This is a genomic window from Enterococcus sp. AZ040, from assembly GCF_050499185.1.
In the GTDB taxonomy this organism is placed as follows: Bacteria; Bacillota; Bacilli; order Lactobacillales; family Enterococcaceae; genus Enterococcus_D; species Enterococcus_D entomosocium.
In genome coordinates this window covers 2,488,364-2,508,220 of the sequence record NZ_JBMHEW010000001.1, presented here as the reverse complement: position 1 = coordinate 2,508,220, position 19,857 = coordinate 2,488,364, and the positions used below count along the sequence as shown (strand labels likewise).

At 45.1% G+C, this 19,857-nt stretch carries 15 protein-coding genes; 12 read left to right on the top strand and 3 right to left on the bottom strand.

The window, feature by feature from the left end:
• The first annotated feature begins 44 nt into the window (after positions 1-44).
• The 4 genes from IGK63_RS11500 to abc-f all read left to right on the top strand — a co-directional run bounded on the left by IGK63_RS11500 (position 45) and on the right by abc-f (position 5,777).
• On the top strand, positions 45-1,259 hold the full coding sequence (locus tag IGK63_RS11500) for a pyridoxal-phosphate-dependent aminotransferase family protein (protein WP_016613698.1): 1,215 nt from the start codon (positions 45-47) through the stop codon (positions 1,257-1,259).
• Positions 1,260-1,410: 151 nt separating this feature from the next.
• Positions 1,411-2,661: an MFS transporter gene (locus IGK63_RS11495; protein WP_016613697.1), complete on the top strand. Its 1,251-nt coding sequence runs from the start codon at positions 1,411-1,413 to the stop codon at positions 2,659-2,661.
• A gap of 18 nt (positions 2,662-2,679) precedes the next feature.
• The gene (locus tag IGK63_RS11490; protein WP_016613696.1) at positions 2,680-3,948 is read left to right on the top strand and encodes a dicarboxylate/amino acid:cation symporter; all 1,269 of its coding nucleotides are present in this window, start codon (positions 2,680-2,682) and stop codon (positions 3,946-3,948) included.
• A 359-nt stretch (positions 3,949-4,307) separates the two neighbouring features.
• Positions 4,308-5,777 (top strand): ribosomal protection-like ABC-F family protein, encoded by a 1,470-nt coding sequence (abc-f, locus tag IGK63_RS11485; protein WP_034872367.1) that lies wholly within the window; start codon positions 4,308-4,310, stop codon positions 5,775-5,777.
• A gap of 156 nt (positions 5,778-5,933) precedes the next feature.
• Here abc-f and IGK63_RS11480 read toward each other — a convergent pair whose 3' ends face one another.
• From IGK63_RS11480 to IGK63_RS11470, 3 genes are all read right to left on the bottom strand, one after another.
• On the bottom strand, positions 5,934-7,079 hold the full coding sequence (locus IGK63_RS11480) for a cation:proton antiporter (RefSeq protein ID WP_005234488.1): 1,146 nt from the start codon (positions 7,077-7,079) through the stop codon (positions 5,934-5,936).
• Positions 7,080-7,283: 204 nt separating this feature from the next.
• A complete protein-coding gene (locus IGK63_RS11475) occupies positions 7,284-8,081 on the bottom strand; it encodes an alpha/beta hydrolase (RefSeq protein ID WP_016613692.1) in 798 nt (265 codons plus the stop codon).
• Positions 8,078-9,655: a PucR family transcriptional regulator gene (locus IGK63_RS11470; protein WP_016613691.1), complete on the bottom strand. Its 1,578-nt coding sequence runs from the start codon at positions 9,653-9,655 to the stop codon at positions 8,078-8,080. The genes IGK63_RS11475 and IGK63_RS11470 overlap by 4 nt, the downstream gene beginning before the upstream one ends.
• A 116-nt stretch (positions 9,656-9,771) precedes the next feature.
• On the opposite strand from IGK63_RS11470, the gene fdrA reads away from it, so the two are divergent.
• The 8 genes from fdrA to IGK63_RS11430 all read left to right on the top strand — a co-directional run bounded on the left by fdrA (position 9,772) and on the right by IGK63_RS11430 (position 19,842).
• Positions 9,772-12,780 (top strand): DUF1116 domain-containing protein, encoded by a 3,009-nt coding sequence (gene fdrA / locus IGK63_RS11465; RefSeq protein WP_016613690.1) that lies wholly within the window; start codon positions 9,772-9,774, stop codon positions 12,778-12,780.
• The gene (locus tag IGK63_RS11460; protein ID WP_016613689.1) at positions 12,770-13,591 is read left to right on the top strand and encodes a DUF2877 domain-containing protein; all 822 of its coding nucleotides are present in this window, start codon (positions 12,770-12,772) and stop codon (positions 13,589-13,591) included. Before fdrA ends, IGK63_RS11460 begins: the two co-directional genes overlap by 11 nt.
• 15 nt (positions 13,592-13,606) lie before the next feature.
• On the top strand, positions 13,607-14,857 hold the full coding sequence (locus IGK63_RS11455) for an MFS transporter (protein ID WP_008379204.1): 1,251 nt from the start codon (positions 13,607-13,609) through the stop codon (positions 14,855-14,857).
• Positions 14,854-15,786: a carbamate kinase gene (gene arcC / locus IGK63_RS11450; RefSeq protein ID WP_016613688.1), complete on the top strand. Its 933-nt coding sequence runs from the start codon at positions 14,854-14,856 to the stop codon at positions 15,784-15,786. Before IGK63_RS11455 ends, arcC begins: the two co-directional genes overlap by 4 nt.
• Positions 15,787-15,799: 13 nt before the next feature.
• Complete coding sequence (locus tag IGK63_RS11445; protein WP_081343838.1) at positions 15,800-17,017, top strand: dicarboxylate/amino acid:cation symporter; 1,218 nt, start codon at positions 15,800-15,802, stop codon at positions 17,015-17,017.
• Between the two features lie 48 nt (positions 17,018-17,065).
• Positions 17,066-18,127 (top strand): ureidoglycolate dehydrogenase, encoded by a 1,062-nt coding sequence (gene allD, locus IGK63_RS11440; RefSeq protein ID WP_016613686.1) that lies wholly within the window; start codon positions 17,066-17,068, stop codon positions 18,125-18,127.
• A gap of 228 nt (positions 18,128-18,355) precedes the next feature.
• Complete coding sequence (gene ssb, locus IGK63_RS11435) at positions 18,356-18,838, top strand: single-stranded DNA-binding protein (RefSeq protein ID WP_016613685.1); 483 nt, start codon at positions 18,356-18,358, stop codon at positions 18,836-18,838.
• A 293-nt stretch (positions 18,839-19,131) separates the two neighbouring features.
• Positions 19,132-19,842, top strand: a complete 711-nt coding sequence (locus IGK63_RS11430; protein WP_008379192.1) for a gamma-glutamyl-gamma-aminobutyrate hydrolase family protein — start codon at positions 19,132-19,134, stop codon at positions 19,840-19,842.
• Positions 19,843-19,857: the final 15 nt, after the last annotated feature.

The following is a 19,857-nucleotide window of genomic DNA, read 5'->3' as shown; positions in this document are numbered from 1 at the left end:
AAGGCGTTGGGCAGTGAAATCAAAAAGAGAAATGAGGGGAAAAGATGTATAAAGAGTTAACGATCGCACAACGTACGATCATGACACCTGGGCCTGTAGAAGCCCATCCAGCTGTTCTTCAAGCAATGACCAATCGTATTTTGGGACAGTTTGATCCGAATTTTTTGGCGATCATGGATGAGGTCAAAGAAATGATCAAACAACCGTTTGGAACCAAAAACAAAGAGGCATTTGCCATTGATGGGACTTCCCGAGCTGGTTTAGAAGCGGCGCTGATCGCTTTGATCGAACCAGGGGACAAAGTCTTGATCCCCGCCTATGGGCGCTTTGCTTTCTTACTTGGAGAAATCTGTGAACGTGCCCAAGCGCAAGTCAAATATGTAGAAAAAGAATGGACGGCTCCTTTTGCACCCGCAGAGGTCATCAAAGAAATCGACGCATTTCAACCCAAGATCGTGGCGATGGTCCACGGGGAAACTGCCAATGGGCAAATGCAGCCGTTAGCAGAAATCGGGCAGTATTGTCGCGCAAAAGATATTTTCTTTGTCGTTGACATGGTGGCGACTTATGGTGGCGTGGCCCTGTCAGTCGATGATTGGTGTGTCGATTTGGCAATTGCCGGTACACAGAAGTGTTTAAGTGTGCCGTCTGGTCTTTCATTAGTGACCTACAACGATCGAGTCGAAGCCGTCCTTAGTGCCCGTTACCAAAAAGAATTAGGCTTGAGCAAAACGGATCGAAACAAGCGGCACATTATGAGTAATTACTTGGATTTGAGTCAATTGCAACGCTACTGGAACAAAGAGCGAATCAACCATCACACAGAAGCGACGAGTATGATCTATGCGCTTCATGAAGGATTACGGATGTTGCTAAACGAAGGCCTCGATGCAGCCTATCAACGTCATTTGACGAATGAAGGGGCGTTGGTCGCTGGACTGGAGGCAATGGGGCTTTCGATTTATGGCGAAAAAGCAACCAAAATGCCGACAGTTACCCCCATCTTTATTCCAGAAGGTGTTGATGGCGAAGCTGTCCGAGAAGAGATGCTTCACTCCTTTGGTGTAGAGATCGCTAGTTCATTTGGTGATCTAAAAGGAAAAATCTGGCGGATTGGAAATATGGGCTACAGCAGCCGCAAAGAAAATATTTTACATGTCCTAGCCGCGTTAGAAGGGGCACTATTGTACCAGCAAGCACCAATTTCTGCCGGCAAAGCGCTCATCGCTGCGTTAAATTACTACCAAAAAACGACTTGAAATTTTAGCACAAATGCACAACGACTGAAAGCGCTTTGTGAAAAATGACAAATGCAATAGTCGGCAAAAAAACGTACACTAAGACTATCTTAAAGCGCTTTCGTTGGCGTGCTTCACAAACTTTACTTGTGTAACTGATGGAGGGAAAAAAATGGAAATCAATAAAGAACGTGGTGGGCTTGCCTACTGGAAACAAATTATTATCTTAATGTGTTCAGGCTGGGTCACTATCTGGATTTATCGCGCTGCGTTATCACCGGTCTATCCGCAAATCAATGAGTCACTTGGTGGCAATATTTCTGATACAGCATTAGGATCGATCGCCAGCTTTTACTTTTTCGGCTATGTGATCATGCAGATCCCTGCCGGCTTTTTAGTGGATAAGATTGGGAAGAAAACAGTTCTGCTTCCGGGATTTGTGGTATTTGCACTGGCAGCTTTACTGATTTCACAAGCCTCTTCAATCTCCATGATCTATACCGGTAGCTTTTTAGCAGGGATCGGCTGTGGATCATTTTATGGTTCCGCGTATTCTTTGACCTCACAGAACATTCCGAAAGAAAAGAAGAGCTTCTCAACAGCGATCGTCAATAGTGGTTCTGCCGTTGGTTCAGGGTTTGGGATGATCTTATCAAGCTTTATCGTTATTCAGATGAATATGCCTTGGCAAACAATGATGTATTTATCCGCTTTCTTGATCGTATGTATGACGATCGCTTTCGCATTGGTGATCCGCAGCAACAAAGAAGACGTAGCTTTCTTGGAGAGTCAAGCAGCAGCTGAAGAAGAAACAACGGATCAGCCGAAAGAAAAAGTTTCCCTTTCGACCTTGTTCTCCCTGCGGATGCTCTTTACGTATGTGTTATATTTTGCGACGTGTTATGCCTACTATATGACGGTTACTTGGCTACCAAACTTCTTAGGAACAGAACGAGGCTTCCAAGGAGTCGCAATCGGATTCTCTTCTTCATTGGTGGCATTTGCTTCGATTCCTGGGGCCTTGTTCTTTAGCCGCTTGGCAGACAAATACATGCATAAAAAAGTTACCTTTATCGTTATTTTAGAAATATTAGCGGCGTTGATGTTATTAGTAACGGTGCAAGCAACAAATTCGACCTTCTTAATGATCGCGTTGATCTTGTACGGGTTCCTTGGAAAACTAGCGGTTGAACCAATCATCATTTCTTGGCTAGGGGAAAATGCACCAAAAGTTGGGGTCGGTACGACATTAGGGGTCTTCAACTTTTTCGGCATGATGTCTTCCGTTATCGCACCAACATTGACCGGATCGATCTCGGATGCAACAGGGTCAAAAGTAATGGGCTTTTATATCGCAATTATTTTGTTGATCGGTGGTACATTCTTATTCTTGACTGTAAACTCTAAGAAAACAGCAAAGTAGAAAAGTGAGGAACAACAGATGAAAAAACGATCCTTAAAAATCAGTTTGACCAACCAAATCATGATTGCAACGGTATTGGGGATTTTTTGGGGCGTTTCCTTTCCCGGTTTAGGTGATCAAATGCAGCTAGTCGGGGACTTCTTCTTGCGACTGATTCAAATGTCTGTGGTCGTGTTGGTCATGGGCTCGGTGATTGAAGCGGTGGGGGGACTTGATCCAAAAGAATTAGGTGGGATCGGCGGGAAAGTCTTCCTCTGGTTTACCGGTTCGACCCTCGTCGCCGCTATTTTCGGTCTCTTGTTCGCCTTGATCCTCAAGCCCGGCGCAGGCCTTGACCAGTCGCTGCTGCAAAGTACAGAAACTGCATTAAGTACCAGCAGTATAGAAGAAGTCATCTTGAACTTTGTTCCACTGAACATTATTCAAGCCATGGTGGAGCAGAATATGATCCAAGTGATTATTTTTTCGCTCTTCTTTGGCCTTGCCTTGAGCTTAATCAAGCATGAAAAAAAGAATCAGCTGTTTCTAGATATGATCAGTAGTTTTAATCATATTTTGTTAAAAATGGTCAGCATGATCATGAAGTTGTCGCCGATCGGGATTTTCGGCCTTGTTGCTTCCTTGGTAGAAGATACCGGCATTCGTGTGTTGGGAATGTTAGCCAGTTTTTTATTGACGTTAGCAGCGGCATCTTTGCTCTTTTTGTTTCTTTGGTTTCTCTTGACGTCGCTCTATTGCAAAGTTTCCTTGTTTCGTTTGATAAAGAATATGTGGCGTCTATCGGTGATTTCCTTTACGACCACCTCTTCTGCTGTTTCATTGCCGTTTCAAATCGAAGATGGCAAAGAACGATTTGGGATCAGTGATCGAATCAATAAGCTCGTGATGCCTCTAGGCATGACCTTAAATAGCAATGGGCTCTCCTTATTTTTAGCCCTGGCAATCGTAACCGTTGCTCAGGCGTACCAGATCCAATTGAGCTGGGGGGATCTTTTGCAAGTGGTCTTGTTGTCCTCGTTGGCATGCTTGGGAACGATCGTCGTTCCAGGCGGCGGATTAGTCACACTGGCTACGGTTTTACCTATGTTAGGACTGCCTAATGAAAGCATCGCCTTACTGGCAGGGATCGATTGGTTTTCTGGGATGTTTCGGACCCTCTTGAATGTTGACCCTGACGTCACGGTGGCGTTGATCGTTGCTCATGATGAAGGAGAACTGGATCGTGCAATCTTCAATGGTGAAAAAGCCCAGGTCAAATTAGCAGAAAAAATCACCGATGGCGTATAAGACCAATCATTCTTGTGATGAAACTTTACTCTTTTTTGGAAACGTGCTACGATTGATTCGTTGATAGACTAAAGAAGCTTCCTGAAATACCGTAAACGGTAAACAGTAGCGGCTGATTTTCCGCTTGTCATTCAACAGACAAATACGACAAAAAGAGGAGGAAAAAACATGACAGCATCGATGAAATTGTGGATTGACCTTTTGAATAGCTAATTTAAATCTATTTCAAAAGTCTAGGCAATCGTGATTTCAAGGGATGAGTGTCCTCTTTTTTCCAATTTCTTATTAAAATCAGGGTATAGCGGTAGGCTATGCCCTTTTTTTGTGCTTGCGTTTTCCTAGACGGGAAGGACAGACTGATGGAACAATTAAGTGTAAAAATAAACAATCTAATCAAAAATTATGGGGCCAAAGAAGTACTGAACATTGAAGAACTGAGTGCCTATCAAACGGATCGTATCGGGATCGTGGGCGCAAACGGGCAAGGCAAGTCTACCTTGCTGAAGTTGATTGCGGGAGTGGTCGATCCTGATTCAGGAACGATCCAAAAAGAAAATTCGTTTCACTATTTCCCGCAAATCGCTGAGGTGACTGAAAAGACAGAGGCCCTTGACTGGGCGCTGTTCGGTCGTTTTTCGATCCCAACAAATGAATTGGCGACACTAAGCGGCGGGGAGGAGACCAAATACCGGTTGGCACAAACGTTATCTTCCTATCAGTTAGGACTTTTGCTCGATGAGCCAACGACCCACTTGGACCAGCAAGGAATTCAAGTCTTGATTGATGAACTGCAGTATTATTATGGCACCCTGATCGTGGTCAGTCATGATCGGTATCTATTGAATCAGCTGGCAACGAAAATCTGGGAAGTCGATCAAGGAAAAGTCACCGAGTATTCTGGTAATTATGACAGTTATCGACAGCAAAAAGAGCAAGCGGCACAGCGTGTTGCCTGGGAGGCTGCGCAGTATCAGCAACAAAAACAGCAGTTGACCCAAGCGATCCAAAAGAAAAAAGAACAAGCGATCAAGAGCAGTCGCATTTCTGAAAAAAAGCGGCAGCAGAACATCCGACCAGACCGTTTGTCGTCATCAAAACAAAAAGACACGGTGCAAAAGTCATTGCAAAAAACAGTCAAAGCCATGGAAAGCCGCTTGGATCAGTTGGAAGAAGTGAAGGGTGTTGCCCGGCAGCAGGTGATTCGTTTTCCAGTAGTCCCTGCAGTGGAGCTGCATAATAAACGACCGATTCGTGGGGAGCAAGTAACCATTCAAAGAGGGGCGAAACGTTTGCTAGACAGCAGCAGTTTCCAGTTTGCTGCCGGGAAGAAAATCGCTATCGTGGGTCCGAACGGTTCGGGGAAGTCGACTTTACTAAAAGAAATCATCGCAGGTGGAGAGGGAATCTATGTATCACCGAAAATCGTCTTTGCGGTCTACGAGCAAATGGGCTATCGAAAAAACAGCACCACACCGCTTTTGACGGAATTGATGGCTCAAACAGACTATCAGGAACCACTGGTCCGCAGTATTTTACACAATCTGGGATTTAGCCAGATTGACGTGATGAAGCCAGTCAATGTGCTAAGCGGCGGGGAAGCGACACGGGTCGAGCTCGCACGCATCTTTACTCAATCTGCCAATGTCTTGATACTTGATGAACCGACGAACTTTATTGATCTACCGACAATCACCGTCTTGGAACAATTGATTCGCAGCTATCGAGGCATCGTTTTGTTCACATCTCACGATCAAGCGTTTATCGATGCCGTCGCGGATGACGTGTATCTAATCGATCATGGGAAATTAACATTGGTTTCTAGTAACTAGCAGCATAGTCGCTTTTATACCTGTATAGAGAAAAACAGCGCGGGAAAGGAAGCGACCGCCCAACGTTCGATCAACAATCGGCCGTTGAGCGGTCACTACAAAACCCGCGCTGTTTTTTTCGCAATCATCGGTATCGCCTAGCTGTTGCTACATCGCTTAATAAATCTTTTTCGTAAAGTATTTTAAGATCAGGGGAGAGATCAAGGTACTCAACAAGACAACGATCACCAAAGGGGAATACAATGCGGACGAAATCAATTGGTTTTGTTGACCAATCTGTAAAATGATCAATGCCATTTCACCTCGGGAAATCATTCCAGCTCCCACCATCCAAGCACTGTTGTTTGAGAATTTCGCGATTTTCGCCCCGACATAGCCGCCGACCAATTTGGTCATGATCGCGACCACGGTAAAGGCAAGAATAAAGAATAATTGCTCATTTAAGCGGGAAAAATCAACTTCTAAGCCAACGCTGACAAAGAACACCGGAATGAAGACGGCGTAACCTAATGCTTCGACACTGTGTTCCACTTCCTCACGAACCTTCGTTTGACTGACAGCGATCCCTGCGAAGAAGGCACCAATGACCGAGCTTAACCCAACGAGGTCAGCAAGATACGCCATTCCTAAGCAGATGATCAGTGACATGATGATCACCGCGGAATTTGCAAATAGCTTTTCTGCAAGTGCCAATAAGAACGGAGCAATCCATTTCACTAATAGAAAAATCAACACAAAATAAATCAATTCTACCAATAAGGTGACCGGCAGTGGTGTTGCTTGGCTGCTTTCGCCGCCTAAAAAGGAAAGGCTAAGACTCAAAACCAACACGACCAAAATATCATCCACGACGGAAGCACCAAGAATCGTCGACCCTTCTTTCGTATTCACCACATTCAACTCTTTCAATACTTCGACAGAAATACTGACTGAGGTGGCAGCTAATACGATCCCGAAAAAGAACGCTTCTGTGGGACTGCTTTGAAAACCGACCCCCGTGGCATACCCGAAGAGCATAGGGAACACGATCCCCAAAAGGGCAACGAGCATCCCTGGACGAAAATAGCGTTTCAATAAAGAAATATCACTTTCCAATCCCGCTAAAAACATCAGCAAAATAACACCAATCTCTGAAAAATCATGAACCAGAATATCTGGATGGACCCAATTGAGTCCTGCGCCTCCTAATAAAACCCCCGCTAACAACTGCCCGATAACAGCAGGAACGCCCATCCGTCTCGCCAGATGCGAGAAGAGGGTCGTCGTGATTAGGATCAAACACAAAATCCCGACAAAATGCATAAAACCTCATCCTTCTTTCCTATAACATACTCCCCTTTAGTATAGCATTCTCTCTTGAATTGAGCCTGTATCAAGCCTTTTTTTATTAAAAGAGTTTCATTAAACCACACGTTTTTTGAGATAAGGAGGAAGCGAAGGCAATCAGAGTTTTTCTGTGCACTCGTCGAAATAAAAAAACATTATTTTCACTTTACTTGTAACAAATTATTGTTCGAGCCAACGGGCAAGCCGTTGAAAAACCATTTGGACTTGCGGCTCCTCGACGTTTTTCAAAAAGTCGTGGGGCAAATCATAGACAGGGACAAATTTGCTTTTAGGCACTTTCTTCAAGCCTTTGCTGTAACGAAAAGGAACTTCCTCATCGGTACTGCTGGCACTGCTGAAAATTGGAGGAAATTGAGCAAGCAGCTCAGGATCAATGGCATAGTCAGAAAGAGCTTCAGCTGTTAGACCATAGATCGTTGTGAGTTCTTGCTGTTGAACCCAATAAACATAAGGCAAATAGCGCTGAAACTGCGGATCATCCCAAACGATCTCGGTTTGATCCAAAGAAGGGACTTGCTCTTTGCTTAAGAGCGGCTGCTGCAAGACTCGTTTGTTTTCAATAAAAGAAAGATCGGTATACCCATAAAAATTGACCAGTTTTTCAGGCAATCTCTGTTGTTCCTTCAGTAATTGCTGGGTAAGCGCCAGCATCAAATAACCGCCAGCTGAGCGTCCGCAGAAACAAAACGGGTTATCTTTAAGCACAGTTGCTTGCAATTCTTGAAAATTTTGCCAGTTCAGCGCCAAAATCTCCGCTAACGAGGAATTGGGCGCCAGTAAATAATCGACTGTGAGGACGCTGTATTGCTGCGCTTGAAATAGTGTGATCAGTGATGCGGGAATGTCTTGGCGGGTTCCATAAACAAAACCGCCGCCGTGAAAATAAATCAGGTATTTCTCCGAAGCAGGATAGAGGGTCACGGAAGCACCGGTGGTCAATTGCCATTCTTTTTTCATTTTGCTTGACTCCTTTTCTGAAGCTCTAATAAATAGGTGCCGATCTCGTAATTGACTAATTGGATCGGACTTGTCAGATCGATCTCTAGTAGCTGTTCGATTTTGCTTAGCCGATAACGAATCGTTTTGGCATGAAGAAACAAGGTTTCAGCCGTATTTTTGTAATTGCGATTCGTGATAAAAAAGGTATATAGCGTTTTGAACAGCTCTTCATTTTCTTCCGAGAGTTGATACAGCTTCGGGGGAATGCTTTGCTGCAGCTTTTCCAGTTGGTTCTCCTTGATAAAGGAACTAAAGATACCTAAGTCGCTATAGGCAATGATCGGCGCCAAATAAAACTGCCGATTGAAGCGAATCGCATCCAAACACTCTGGCAGGATCTCTTTGATCTGTTCCTTGCGCAAGACTTCGCTGACCACCAAGCAGCCATGTTCATCGGCTAGCAGGGCATCATCAAAATATGTCTGCAGCATCTGTTTCGTCACCTGATGGGCGATCGATTGGAAATTATAGAGGATCACCAAATAATTGTGGTGTTCAAAAAAGACGTGGGGTGTTTTCAACGCCCGTAGCTTGTGCAAAACGACGGACTTACGCTCCTTATCTTTAAAGCTGTTGGAAGCAAAGGCGATGCCTTGGTAGAAATCGTAGCGATCCAGTTGCGCTTCTTCTAACAAAAGATCCAGCTCAGCCAAATTGCTAGGAGTGTTTTGCAAGATCGCATCGGCAAGATTGTTCATGCGATTGTAGCGCTCTTTCTTCAACAAATACGCCATTTGGAGGCGTTCATAGATGACGTCGATCACATTTTCAATAATCATGACTTTTGCCTCAGGGATCTGCGAATCTTTCTGATAAACGATCAAGGTACATAAATCATTGTAAGGATTGATGATCTCTACTTTGATGGCAGTCACATATTGATTGTTCTCATGAGAAAATAATTCTAAATATTCGTAGTGGTTCTTGGTAAACTCGACGGTTTTCATGGGTTCTTGTTTGGTCACCACGAAATTCTTAAAGGATTGACCGACGGACACATGCACATCTAAATGGGGGATGCGCAAAGAACAAGGCTTTTCGATCAATTGATAGAACTCTTGCATGATCTGATCGAAAGAAGAGTGGTTGCGCTCGACTTTCATGAAGCGCTGACGAACTTCGTAATAGGTACGCAGCAGCTGGGTTTGGTGATTCAGCAATGGTTCGTAAACCGCTAGCATGATGGCTTCATAGCTGACTTCTTGCTGTACTTTGATCAAAGGGATCTGATAAGCAAAGCTAAGCTCAATCACCCAATCTGGAATCATAGGGATCAAGCGATCCACTTTGATCACTAAACCGCTGACACCGATTTGCTGCATTTTTTCAAAAAAAACACGCAGTTCCTCAGGCGATTGGTCTTTGAAGGCATAAAAAGAAGTCAAAATCAATTGATGGGCTTTGCTCCATTTTTCGATATCCATCGCTTCCAACACCATAACGGAACCAACGGAATTTGTTAAACCAATGGAGCCAGTCAGGACTTTACTTTTTTCAAAAAGCGGCAGTTCAACCAATTCTTTTAATTTCATAAAATGCTCCTTTTTTCTCTTTTGGATAAAAAGTATAGCATTTTTTTAGAACTTTATCCAATGAAAACGCAAACAAGGCTCGTTAGAATGAGAGTATAAGAAAAGGAGGAGAACAAATGCTGCACACAGTAATCTTAAAGAATAACTACCAAGATTCCATTAACTTAATGCTGCTGACGAATACGATCAATGATCTAGGCGATGTCGAAATGAGTCAAATCATGATGGGGACGGATGCAAACAAAGACATATTAAATAACACTGGATTGCTTTCTAAAGAGGCAGAAGGTGCTTCACCCAACGATATGATGATCGTGGTCGATAGCCAAAACGAACAGATCATGGATCAAGTAATGCCAGCGATCGATTCATTTTTAGCTGATCTTTCAGCAAAAGATCAAGGCAAAGAAACGCCAGCGGCGGCTTCATGGCAAGAAGCCTTGAGCGCAATGCCAGATGCCAATGTTGCATTATTTAGTATTCCTGGGGAATATGGCGCAGCCGAGATGGAAAAAGCGCTAAAAAATGACTTGCATGTTTTCTCGTTTACGGACAATGTCGCTATCGAAGATGAAGTGCGTTTGAAAAAGCTGGCTCATGAAAAAGGCTTATTGATGATGGGGCCTGACTGTGGGACTGGTATTATTTCTAGCATTCCGATTGCCTTCACGAATGTCGTGGCACCAGGAAACATCGGCGTCGTTGGTGCCTCTGGTACGGGGATTCAAGAAGTGACGACGATCATTGACCGATTAGGCGGTGGTGTCGTTCATGCCATCGGGACCGGCGGACGTGACTTAAGCGACAAAGTTGGGGCGATCACTGTCAAAGATGCCATCGTTGCTTTAGAAAATCATGAACCGACAGATGTGATTTGCGTGATCTCGAAACCACCTGCAAAAGAAGTGCGGGATGAAGTCGTTCAATTGCTGCAAAGTATCAGCAAACCTGTGGTAGCGATTTTCTTAGGAGAAAAACCAGAAGCCCATGAAGGAAAAGTCTATTTGGCACATACGCTGGAAGAAACAGCGCGTATCGCTGTTGATCTTGCCAATGAAGAACCCGTCAAAGCGAACTATTTTGAACGCGTGAAATCCCCAGATGTGCCCAAACTCGCTGAAGACAAAGTGGTCAAAGGTCTTTATTCTGGCGGTACATTAGCTGCCGAAGCAGGAATGCTGATCTCCGAAGCCTTGAATCTAGAAGGCCTTGTAAAACAAGAAGGCTATATCTTGCATTCCCACGGCTATGATGTGATCGACCTTGGTGATGATATCTATACCCAAGGCAAACCGCATCCAATGATCGATCCTGAAGTGCGCATCAAAAAAATCGAAGACTATGCGCAAGATGAGCAAACCGGGGTCATTTTATTTGATGTGGTGCTAGGTTACGGCGCGCATACAGATATGGTAGGAGCTTTGTTACCAGCTATCGAAGCTGCACAGCAAACAGCCCAAGCAGCTGATCGCGCGTTGTACTTTGTTGCTACCGTCTGCGGAACTGAAAAAGATCCGCAAAACTACCAAGAAGCAGTCAACCGTTTGAAAGCAGCTGGCGTCTATGTGGCACCGAGCAATGCTCAAGCAGTGCAATTAGCCCTAGCTTTAAAAGGGGCGACTCTTTCTGAAGCAGACAAAACAGTCAATGACTATACTGGTAGCAAGGTTGAGGTGCCGACAGTCAGCGAGAAAGTAATGGAGCTGTTGACCACCAAACCACGGATCATCAATGTTGGCTTGCAAAGCTTCAATGAATCGATCCTGCAATATGGCGGGAAAACAGAACAATTCAACTGGCGTCCTCGTGCTAACGGCAACAAGAAAATGATCCGTATTTTAGACGCGTTAGAAGAATTTGACGAAAAAATCACAGCTGAAAACCAAGCAGTGACGGATAAAATCAAAAATGCCCAACCATTCTTGATCGATGTCGTTCCAGCTAAATCAGTGATCGCTGAATTAAACGAAAGCCAGAAAACCTTGCTGCATGCAGGACCACCGATCCAATGGTCGGAAATGACGGGACCGATGCAAGGATCTTGTATCGGCGCTGCCTTGTTTGAACGCTGGGCGAAGGATGAAGACGAAGCCCGCCGCCTACTCGAAAGTGGGGAAGTCCGCTTTATGCCATGTCACCATGTCCAGGCAGTCGGTCCAATGGGCGGGATCACTTCAGGGAATATGCCTGTCTTTGTGGTTGAAAACCGCCTTGTCGGCAACAAAGCCTACTGTATTTTGAACGAAGGGATCGGTAAAGTCTTGCGATTCGGTGCTTATTCACAAGAAGTCATCGATCGTTTGGATTGGATCAAAGACGTCTTAGGACCAACCATTGCCAAGGCATTACAATTAACCGAAGAAGGCATCAACTTGAACGTATTGATTGCCCGGTCGATCACAATGGGGGATGAATTCCATCAACGAAATATTGCAGCATCATTGAACTTTTTGAAAGAAATCGCGCCGTTGATCATCCAAACAGAGATCGATGAAAAGCAAAAATATGAAGTGATCAAGTTCTTAGCAGATACCGATCAGTTCTTCTTGAATATCATGATGGCAACTGGCAAAGCCATCGTTGATGGTGCTCGTGTCGATGCCAAAGGAACTATCGTGACCACCATGACGAGAAACGGCGTCAATTTTGGAGTTCGTGTCGCCCAAACAGAAGACCAATGGCATACTGCACCAGTCAATACGCCGAAAGGTTTGTACTTTACTGGGTTTACCGAAGCAGATGGCAATCCTGATATTGGGGATAGTGCCATTACTGAAACCGTCGGCGTCGGAGCAATGGCGATGGTAGCTGCACCAGGGGTAACACGCTTTGTCGGCGCTGGTGGCTTTGAAGATGCGCTAGAAACTTCCAATGAAATGGCAAAAATCTGTTTCGGTCATAATCCGACCTTCTCGATCCCAACATGGGACTTCCAAGGGACTTGTTTGGGGATCGACATCCGTAAAGTCGTTGAAACAGGCATCACCCCAATCATCAATACCGGGATCGCCCATAAAGAAGCAGGTGTCGGCCAAGTCGGTGCAGGGACGGTGCGCGCACCGTTAGGCTGTTTTGAAAATGCCTTGACGGCTTATGCGAAGGATCTGGGGATCGATGTTGACTGAGAAAATCAAAATCAGTGATTATCTAGACCCATTGCGACGATTCGGTCGTAACGGTCGGGTGCATAGCGTGTTTGATCGTTCATTCAATGTGATGATCGGGCAGCAGCTGGTCAATATCAACAACTATCGCAACTATTTGACTGGCTTCGGAGTCTTTTTACCAGATGCATTGTTTGAGCAAGTCCTGCCTTTGATCGAGGTCGGCAATCGCGTGCAAGTCCGAGAGCATGGTCTGACCTTTTACAGCACAAAAGGAACATTTTCTCTTTCATTAGAGGAAAAAGAATTGGTTTCGCTGCAGGTGAAGGAGCTATCCTTCACCTCTGCGGAATTGCAGCTTTTGAAAGAAATCCTGATTCAACAAAAACTAGAAACCAAGATTGGGTTGCCCGAAGATGAGAAAACCCAAGCAGTATTTGCGGCATTGCGGCAGCCTGTCTCAGATTGGGAACCAATCATTGCTCACCTGATTGGTCGTGGCAAAGGATTGACGCCTAGCGGCGATGATCTTTTAGTTGCCTATCAAGCGATGCTCTATGCCTTGCAGCAGCCGGAAGCTGAAGTGTTAGCGCAAGCATTGGCAAAACCGCTGTCTACGACGGATGTCAGCTTTGCTTATATTCAAAGTGCCAGTCAAGGGTATGTCAATTCTCTGATGCTGCAATTATTCAAAGATTTAAAAAAGCAAAACCCACAGGTGATTGAAAAAGATGTGCAGCAGTTGATGTCCGTTGGTCATTCGTCAGGCAAAGATCTTAGTTTTGGGTTCTTGTTAGCGTTGGAGTCATTGTCACTTGAGGAAAAAGAATAGAAATGGGGAGAAATCATGGAAATCAGTAACCAGAAAGATGCGGTCAAAGTAAGCAATTCTTACTGGAAAAAAGTCGTTGCTATTTTCTTTGTCGGCTGGATTTTAATGTACGCCACACGGACGATCTTCAATCCAATCATGGGTGTGATCGGAGAAGAATTCAATTTAAGCAACACACAACTAGGACTTGCCAATAGTATTTTCTTTTTGACATATGCCGTTGCGCAAATTCCTTTTGGCATCATCGGCGACAAAATCGGTCGCAAATTGGTGATCGCCCTAGGTTTTGTTTTATTGGCGGTGACTACTTACTTCAGTGGGCTAGCCACAAGCTTCGTTTTGTTCTTAGTGATTCGTGCCATTGCAGGGATTGGTCAAGGTGCCTATTACGGTCCGCAATACGCATTGTCTACCGAAGCGATTCCCGACAACAAACGGACCGTCGGAAATGCCATTATCAACAGTGGGATGGCGTTTGGAACGTCTGGCGGGTACTTGCTTTCTAGTAAATTGGTCTTGGATAACGGGGGCCATTGGAGTCAACCCTTCTTCCTAATGGCGTTTCCGACCTTGATTGTCGGTGTCTTGTTCTATTTTGTTTTGAAAGAAAAAGTGATTCGTCCAGAAGATGAAGGACAAGAAATAAAAGAAGAGGGGCCAAAAGAAAAGATTTCCTTGAAGCAGATTTTTTCAAACCGCAATCTCGTGGCAGCCTTTGTTCTATGCTTTACCAGCATTTATGCAAACTTTGTGATTATAACTTGGCTGCCGCAATTCTTGATTGCCGAGCGTGGCTTTGAAGGGGCGAGTGTCGGCTTTATTGCTTCCTTAGTCCCATGGGCATCGATTCCAGGTGCGCTGATTTTTGCTCGATTGAATGATAAAACTGGCGCGACGAAAAAATTAGTCTATTTATTGGTCCCATTGGCGACCCTTTCCGTATTTGCCATTGCCTTTGTAACGGATCGTACCTTATTGATCACTGTTTTGATTTTGTATGGATTGACTGGCAAGCTGGCGCTTGATCCAATCGTCGTGACCTTTGTGACGAAAAACGCACCAAAAGGCGCCTTAGGAACGACCTTGAGTGCCTATAACTTTATCGGGATGTCGGGGTCGATCTTAGCACCTTATGTTACTGGCTTTTTAGCCGATTCTTTAGGATCGATGCAGGTCGGGTTTTACCTGTCTTGTCTATTACTGCTGATCGGATTAGGTGTTTTTGCCGTATTAGCAAAGGAAAATCAGAAGGAGAGCATAAAATGAGTTTGAATGTGATCGCGTTAGGCGGCAATGCTATTTTAGATAAAGACCCTAGTGATGAAGGACAAAAAGCAGTTGTTGCGCAAGCAGCACGTTATATTGCCGATTTTGTCGAAAAAGGGGAAAAAGTCATTGTTTGTCACGGCAATGGACCACAAGTCGGCAACTTACTGTTGCAGCAAAAAGCCGGGGAAAGTGAAAAAAATCCTCAATTGAAATTAGACAGCTGCGTGGCGATGACTCAAGGAAGTATCGGTTATTGGCTGCAAAATGCCTTGATCAATGAGTTTGCCACACGTCAAGCACATCCATCGGTAATCTCATTAGTCACCCAAGTTCGTGTCGATCCAGCAGATCCATCCTTTGAGAGACCTTCCAAACCAGTCGGACCTTTTTATAGTGAAGAGGAAGCCAATGTTGCGATGGCAGCCAATGGCGGGGTATATCAAGAAGATGCTGGGCGTGGTTACCGCAAAGTGGTTCCATCCCCGAAACCGCAAGAAATCGTTGAAAAAGAAGCCATCAAAACATTGGTCGATGCTGGTGTGATCACGATTTGCGCCGGTGGTGGTGGCGTACCTGTCGTTCGCAACGACAATGGGTTTACTGGCGTGGAAGCCGTCAACGACAAAGACTTTACCGCCAGTGTCTTAGCAAAAGATGTGCAGGCCGATCGCCTAATTATTTTGACTGGTGTCGACAATATCTACATCAATTACAACCAGCCGAATCAGCAAGCCTTAGGGGAAATCAGTGTGGCACAAGCCAAGGGCTACATCGAGGAAGGCCATTTTGCAGCGGGCAGTATGTTGCCAAAAATAGAAGCTGCGATTGATTTTGTTGAAGAAGATGCAGCCAGAACCGCGATTATTACCTCAATCGAAAAGTTAGCTGAACTAGATCAGCATACAGGAACCATACTTCGAAAATAAAGAGGGGATCAAAGTGAAAGCAAAAAAACTACCGATGGTGACGCAGATCGTTATTGCCGTTCTTCTAGGGATTCTTTGCGGTTTGTTCTTTGGGCAAGCCGCTTCATTCCTAAAAATCTTGGGCGATCTTTTCTTGCGTCTGATGCAAATGGCGATCCCGTTATTGATCGTTGGACAAATCATTCAAGCAGTTGGGGGGATTGCCCCGAAAGAACTCACTCGTTTGGGTGGAAAAACGATCGCTGTCTTTGGGATTTCCTCCTTATTCGCTGCTGCATGGGGCGTGCTGATGGCGCTCTTCTTTGCTCCAGGCAAAGGGATCGACTTTTCACAAGCTGCCGGCGAACCTCTGCAAGCACAAGAAATTTCTATATCAGAGACTGTGATCAACTTTATTCCCACGAATATTTTCGATGCGTTGAGTAAAGGGTCAATTATTCAAATCATCGTTTTTGGGTTGTTCTTTGGTGTTGCTCTCAATCGCTTTATGCAAAAGAAACCTGAGTCATCTCTTTATGGGCTGATCGTGGATCTAAATGAGGTCGTCATTGCTATCATTCGTTACGTGATGATCGTGGCACCAATCGGTATTTTTGCTTTGATCGCTTCAACGATCAGCTCCCTGGGCTTGCAGATCATTTTGCCATTAGGCAGCTATTTGCTCGTCTACGGTCTAGCCACCGTCACGTTCCTTGGGCTGTGGCTAGTCTTATTGACCGTGTATTGTCGGATCAATCCGTTACGATTGATCAAAAATATGAAGAATATGTCGGTCATGGCATTGGCGACGACCTCCTCTGCCATCACGCTGCCGATCGCTATGGAAGAATCCCAGAACAAATTAGGACTCAGTAGCCGCATCACCAATTTGGTATTGCCATTGGGCATGTCTTTGAACAGCAATGGGTCAGCGATGCATATGGCGATTACCGTCATGACAATCGCCCAAATGTATCAAATCAACTTTGACGGGATCCAAATGGTGACGGTAGCTGTAACTGCGACTTTCGTTTCTTTAGCCAATGCAGTTGTTCCCGGAGCGGGGTTAGTTTCCTTGGCAATCATCGTTCCCCAGCTTGGTTTACCAATCGAAAGCATTGCGCTATTTGCTGGTGTCGAATGGTTTGTTGGCATGCTGAGGACGATTTTGAACGTGAACTCAGACGTCTATTCAGCGCTGCTGATCGCTAAGTCAGCCGATGAACTGGATTATCGCGTGTTTAATCAATAAGAGAAGCCGTTGCCAAGCGTGCTTCTCTTTTTCTAAGGAGGAGAAAAGATGGAAGAAATGAGCAGACGTTCTCTGCTGGAATTAGAAGTATTGATGAAAAAGAAACTATTGGCTGCTGGTTTGCCAGAAGCCGCTGCCAGTGAAACAGCGGCGCATTTGACCTTTGCGGATGCGTGCGGGATCCATTCTCATGGTGCCGTGCGGATGGACTACTATGCCGAGCGTTTAGTAAAAGGCGGCATCACGCTGGAACCAAACATGTCTTTTGAAAAAACAGGCGCTGCTACCGGAATTTTCCACGGAGATAACGGTATGGGGCATTATGTGTGCAATGAAGCGATGGCGATCGCCATTCATCTGGCAAAAGAGGCCGGGATCGCTGCAGTAGGAATCGAGCAGACCAGCCATAGCGGGACGATGGCGTATTACGTCAAACAGGCTGCTGAAGCCGACTTAGTGGCGATCGCCATGTGTCAATCGGATCCGATGGCGGTGCCTTTTGGTGGGACCGAAAACTATTTTGGTACCAATCCAATCGCGTTTGCTGCACCACGAGCCAATCATCCACCGGTGGTTTTTGATATGGCGACAACGGTTCAAGCGTGGGGCAAAATTTTGGACGCTCGCTCGAAGAAACAGCAGATCCCCGATACTTGGGCAGTAGACGAGCATGGCTTGCCTACCACCGATCCCTATGCTGTCCAAGGATTATTGCCCATCGCTGGTGCTAAAGGATATGGCTTGATGATGATGGTGGATATTTTAGCTGGCTCGATGCTAGGCTTGGCTTTTGGTAAACAGGTCACCTCCATGTATGCGGACTTGACGGAAAAACGCCGCTTAGGACAATTCCTTCTTGTGATCGATCCATCTCGTTTTACCAACATCGAAACCTTCAAACAAAGCATCGATCAGATGGTGACTGAGCTGCATGCAATCCCGCCAGTAGAAGGGCAATCACAAGTCTACTATCCTGGAGAGATCAGCCAAATACACTTTGAAAAAGCCCAGCAAGAAGGCGTCATGATTCCCAAAGCGATCATTGATTATCTTGAAAGCGAAACCCTCCATTTTGATCGCTATGGTAGTCAAGATTCCTTTGCTAAATAAAAATCCGCAAAAGGCAGTTGGTTCAGAGGGTTATTGAACCAACTGTTTTTTTGCTGTCTGGATCAAAGAGAAGTTTTCAGTCAGAAAATCGCACATTATTGGCAGGATCAGACGAATTCTTTGAGTTGGTTCATTTTGTTCAAAGCATTTCTTAAGCCATTCGACCTTTGATTGCTTGTTTTTTGGAATGTGGTAGAATAGGTCGCATAAGTTAAGATCACTCAAGAAATGAGAGAAAAGCGAGGATGCAACGTGGCAATGAATAAAGTGGTTCTTACTGGGAAAATCGCAGAGATGCCTAGTAAAGAAGCGTTTGATGCGGCGGACGATCAAAGCGTACGTTTTGATCTTGTCATTGTGTCTCAATGGCAAAACAGTGAAGAAGTGCACCATGAATGGTTTGCTTGCGTCATTCATGGAAAGCAGGCAGAGACCTTTTTACGGTATACTCAAAAAGGGGCAAGTATCAAAATCAATGGACACTTGCAAGGCTGTCCTTATGAAACACCAGAAGGTCAGAGACTTTGTGCGGCAGAAGTGGTGGTGGATAGCTTCCAAATCATAGAGTTGGCAGAAGAACCAGCGGCGCCTTTTCCTAAAAAGCGGCCATCGACACTTGATGAAACGACGCAAACAAAGTCGATCCGTAATGAAAAAGATCCCCTAAAAACACAGATGCTGGAGTTTTTAAAAGACAATCGATTATTTTAATGACGAAACATGCGGAAAGCAACGGCTTCTCGCATGTTTTTTTACGTAGAAAAAGCATTGGTAAAATTCAACTATATCTGACTAGCGGTGTTCTTTATTGCTTATCAAAGAGGGGGTTAAATAGAATGGTGATTGTAATAAATGATCGCGAAAGTGAAAATAGTGTTTCACAAAAAGTGCGGATTGGTTTAGAATAGTTGAAACATATCTTGAGAAAAAGAGCGGCGCTTGCCTTGTTCAACTGCTAGATACCGCTTTTTTCTGGAAAAATCGTTAATCAGGGAGGGATGTCGATGGGCAAATCAATTATAGGGATCGCTGCGAATGAAGTGCAAGATGCTGGCGATGTGCTGCATCATTTGCCGATCGCCTACACACCATTAGGGTATGTGCGAGCGATCCAGCAAGCGGGCGGACTGCCATTGCTCGTGCCAATCAGTGAGCCAGCTGCAGCCAAGGACTATGTTTCACAGATCGATAAACTGGTATTAGCTGGTGGACAAGATGTTTCACCCAAGTTTTATGGGCAGGAGGCCCATCAGGCAACTGGAAGCGGCTTGTTGGCACGGGATGAGTTTGAACTAGCGCTGATCGATGAAGCGCTGCTGCAAAAGAAACCAATTTTTGCGGTTTGTCGGGGAATGCAGCTGGTCAACGTGGCATTCGGTGGCACGCTGCAGCAAGACATCAGTACCTTCAGTGAGATCATTCATATGCAGGCGCCGATTCCGAAAGAAGTGCCGACCCATGCCATCGTGACGGCTGAAAAAAGCATGTTGGCTCGTGTTTACGGTCAAAAAACAAAGGTTAATTCCTTTCATCATCAAGCGGTGGATCGATTGGCTCGTCCATTGCAAAAGACAGCTTGGAGTCCTGATGGCATCATTGAAGGCATTGAACACGTGGGTCAGCGCTTGTTGGCGGTTCAATGGCATCCTGATTTTGCCTATGATGCGCTTATACAAGAACAAGCGGTTTTCAAGTATGTCGTTGACGTATTGTAAGAAAGAGGATCACGC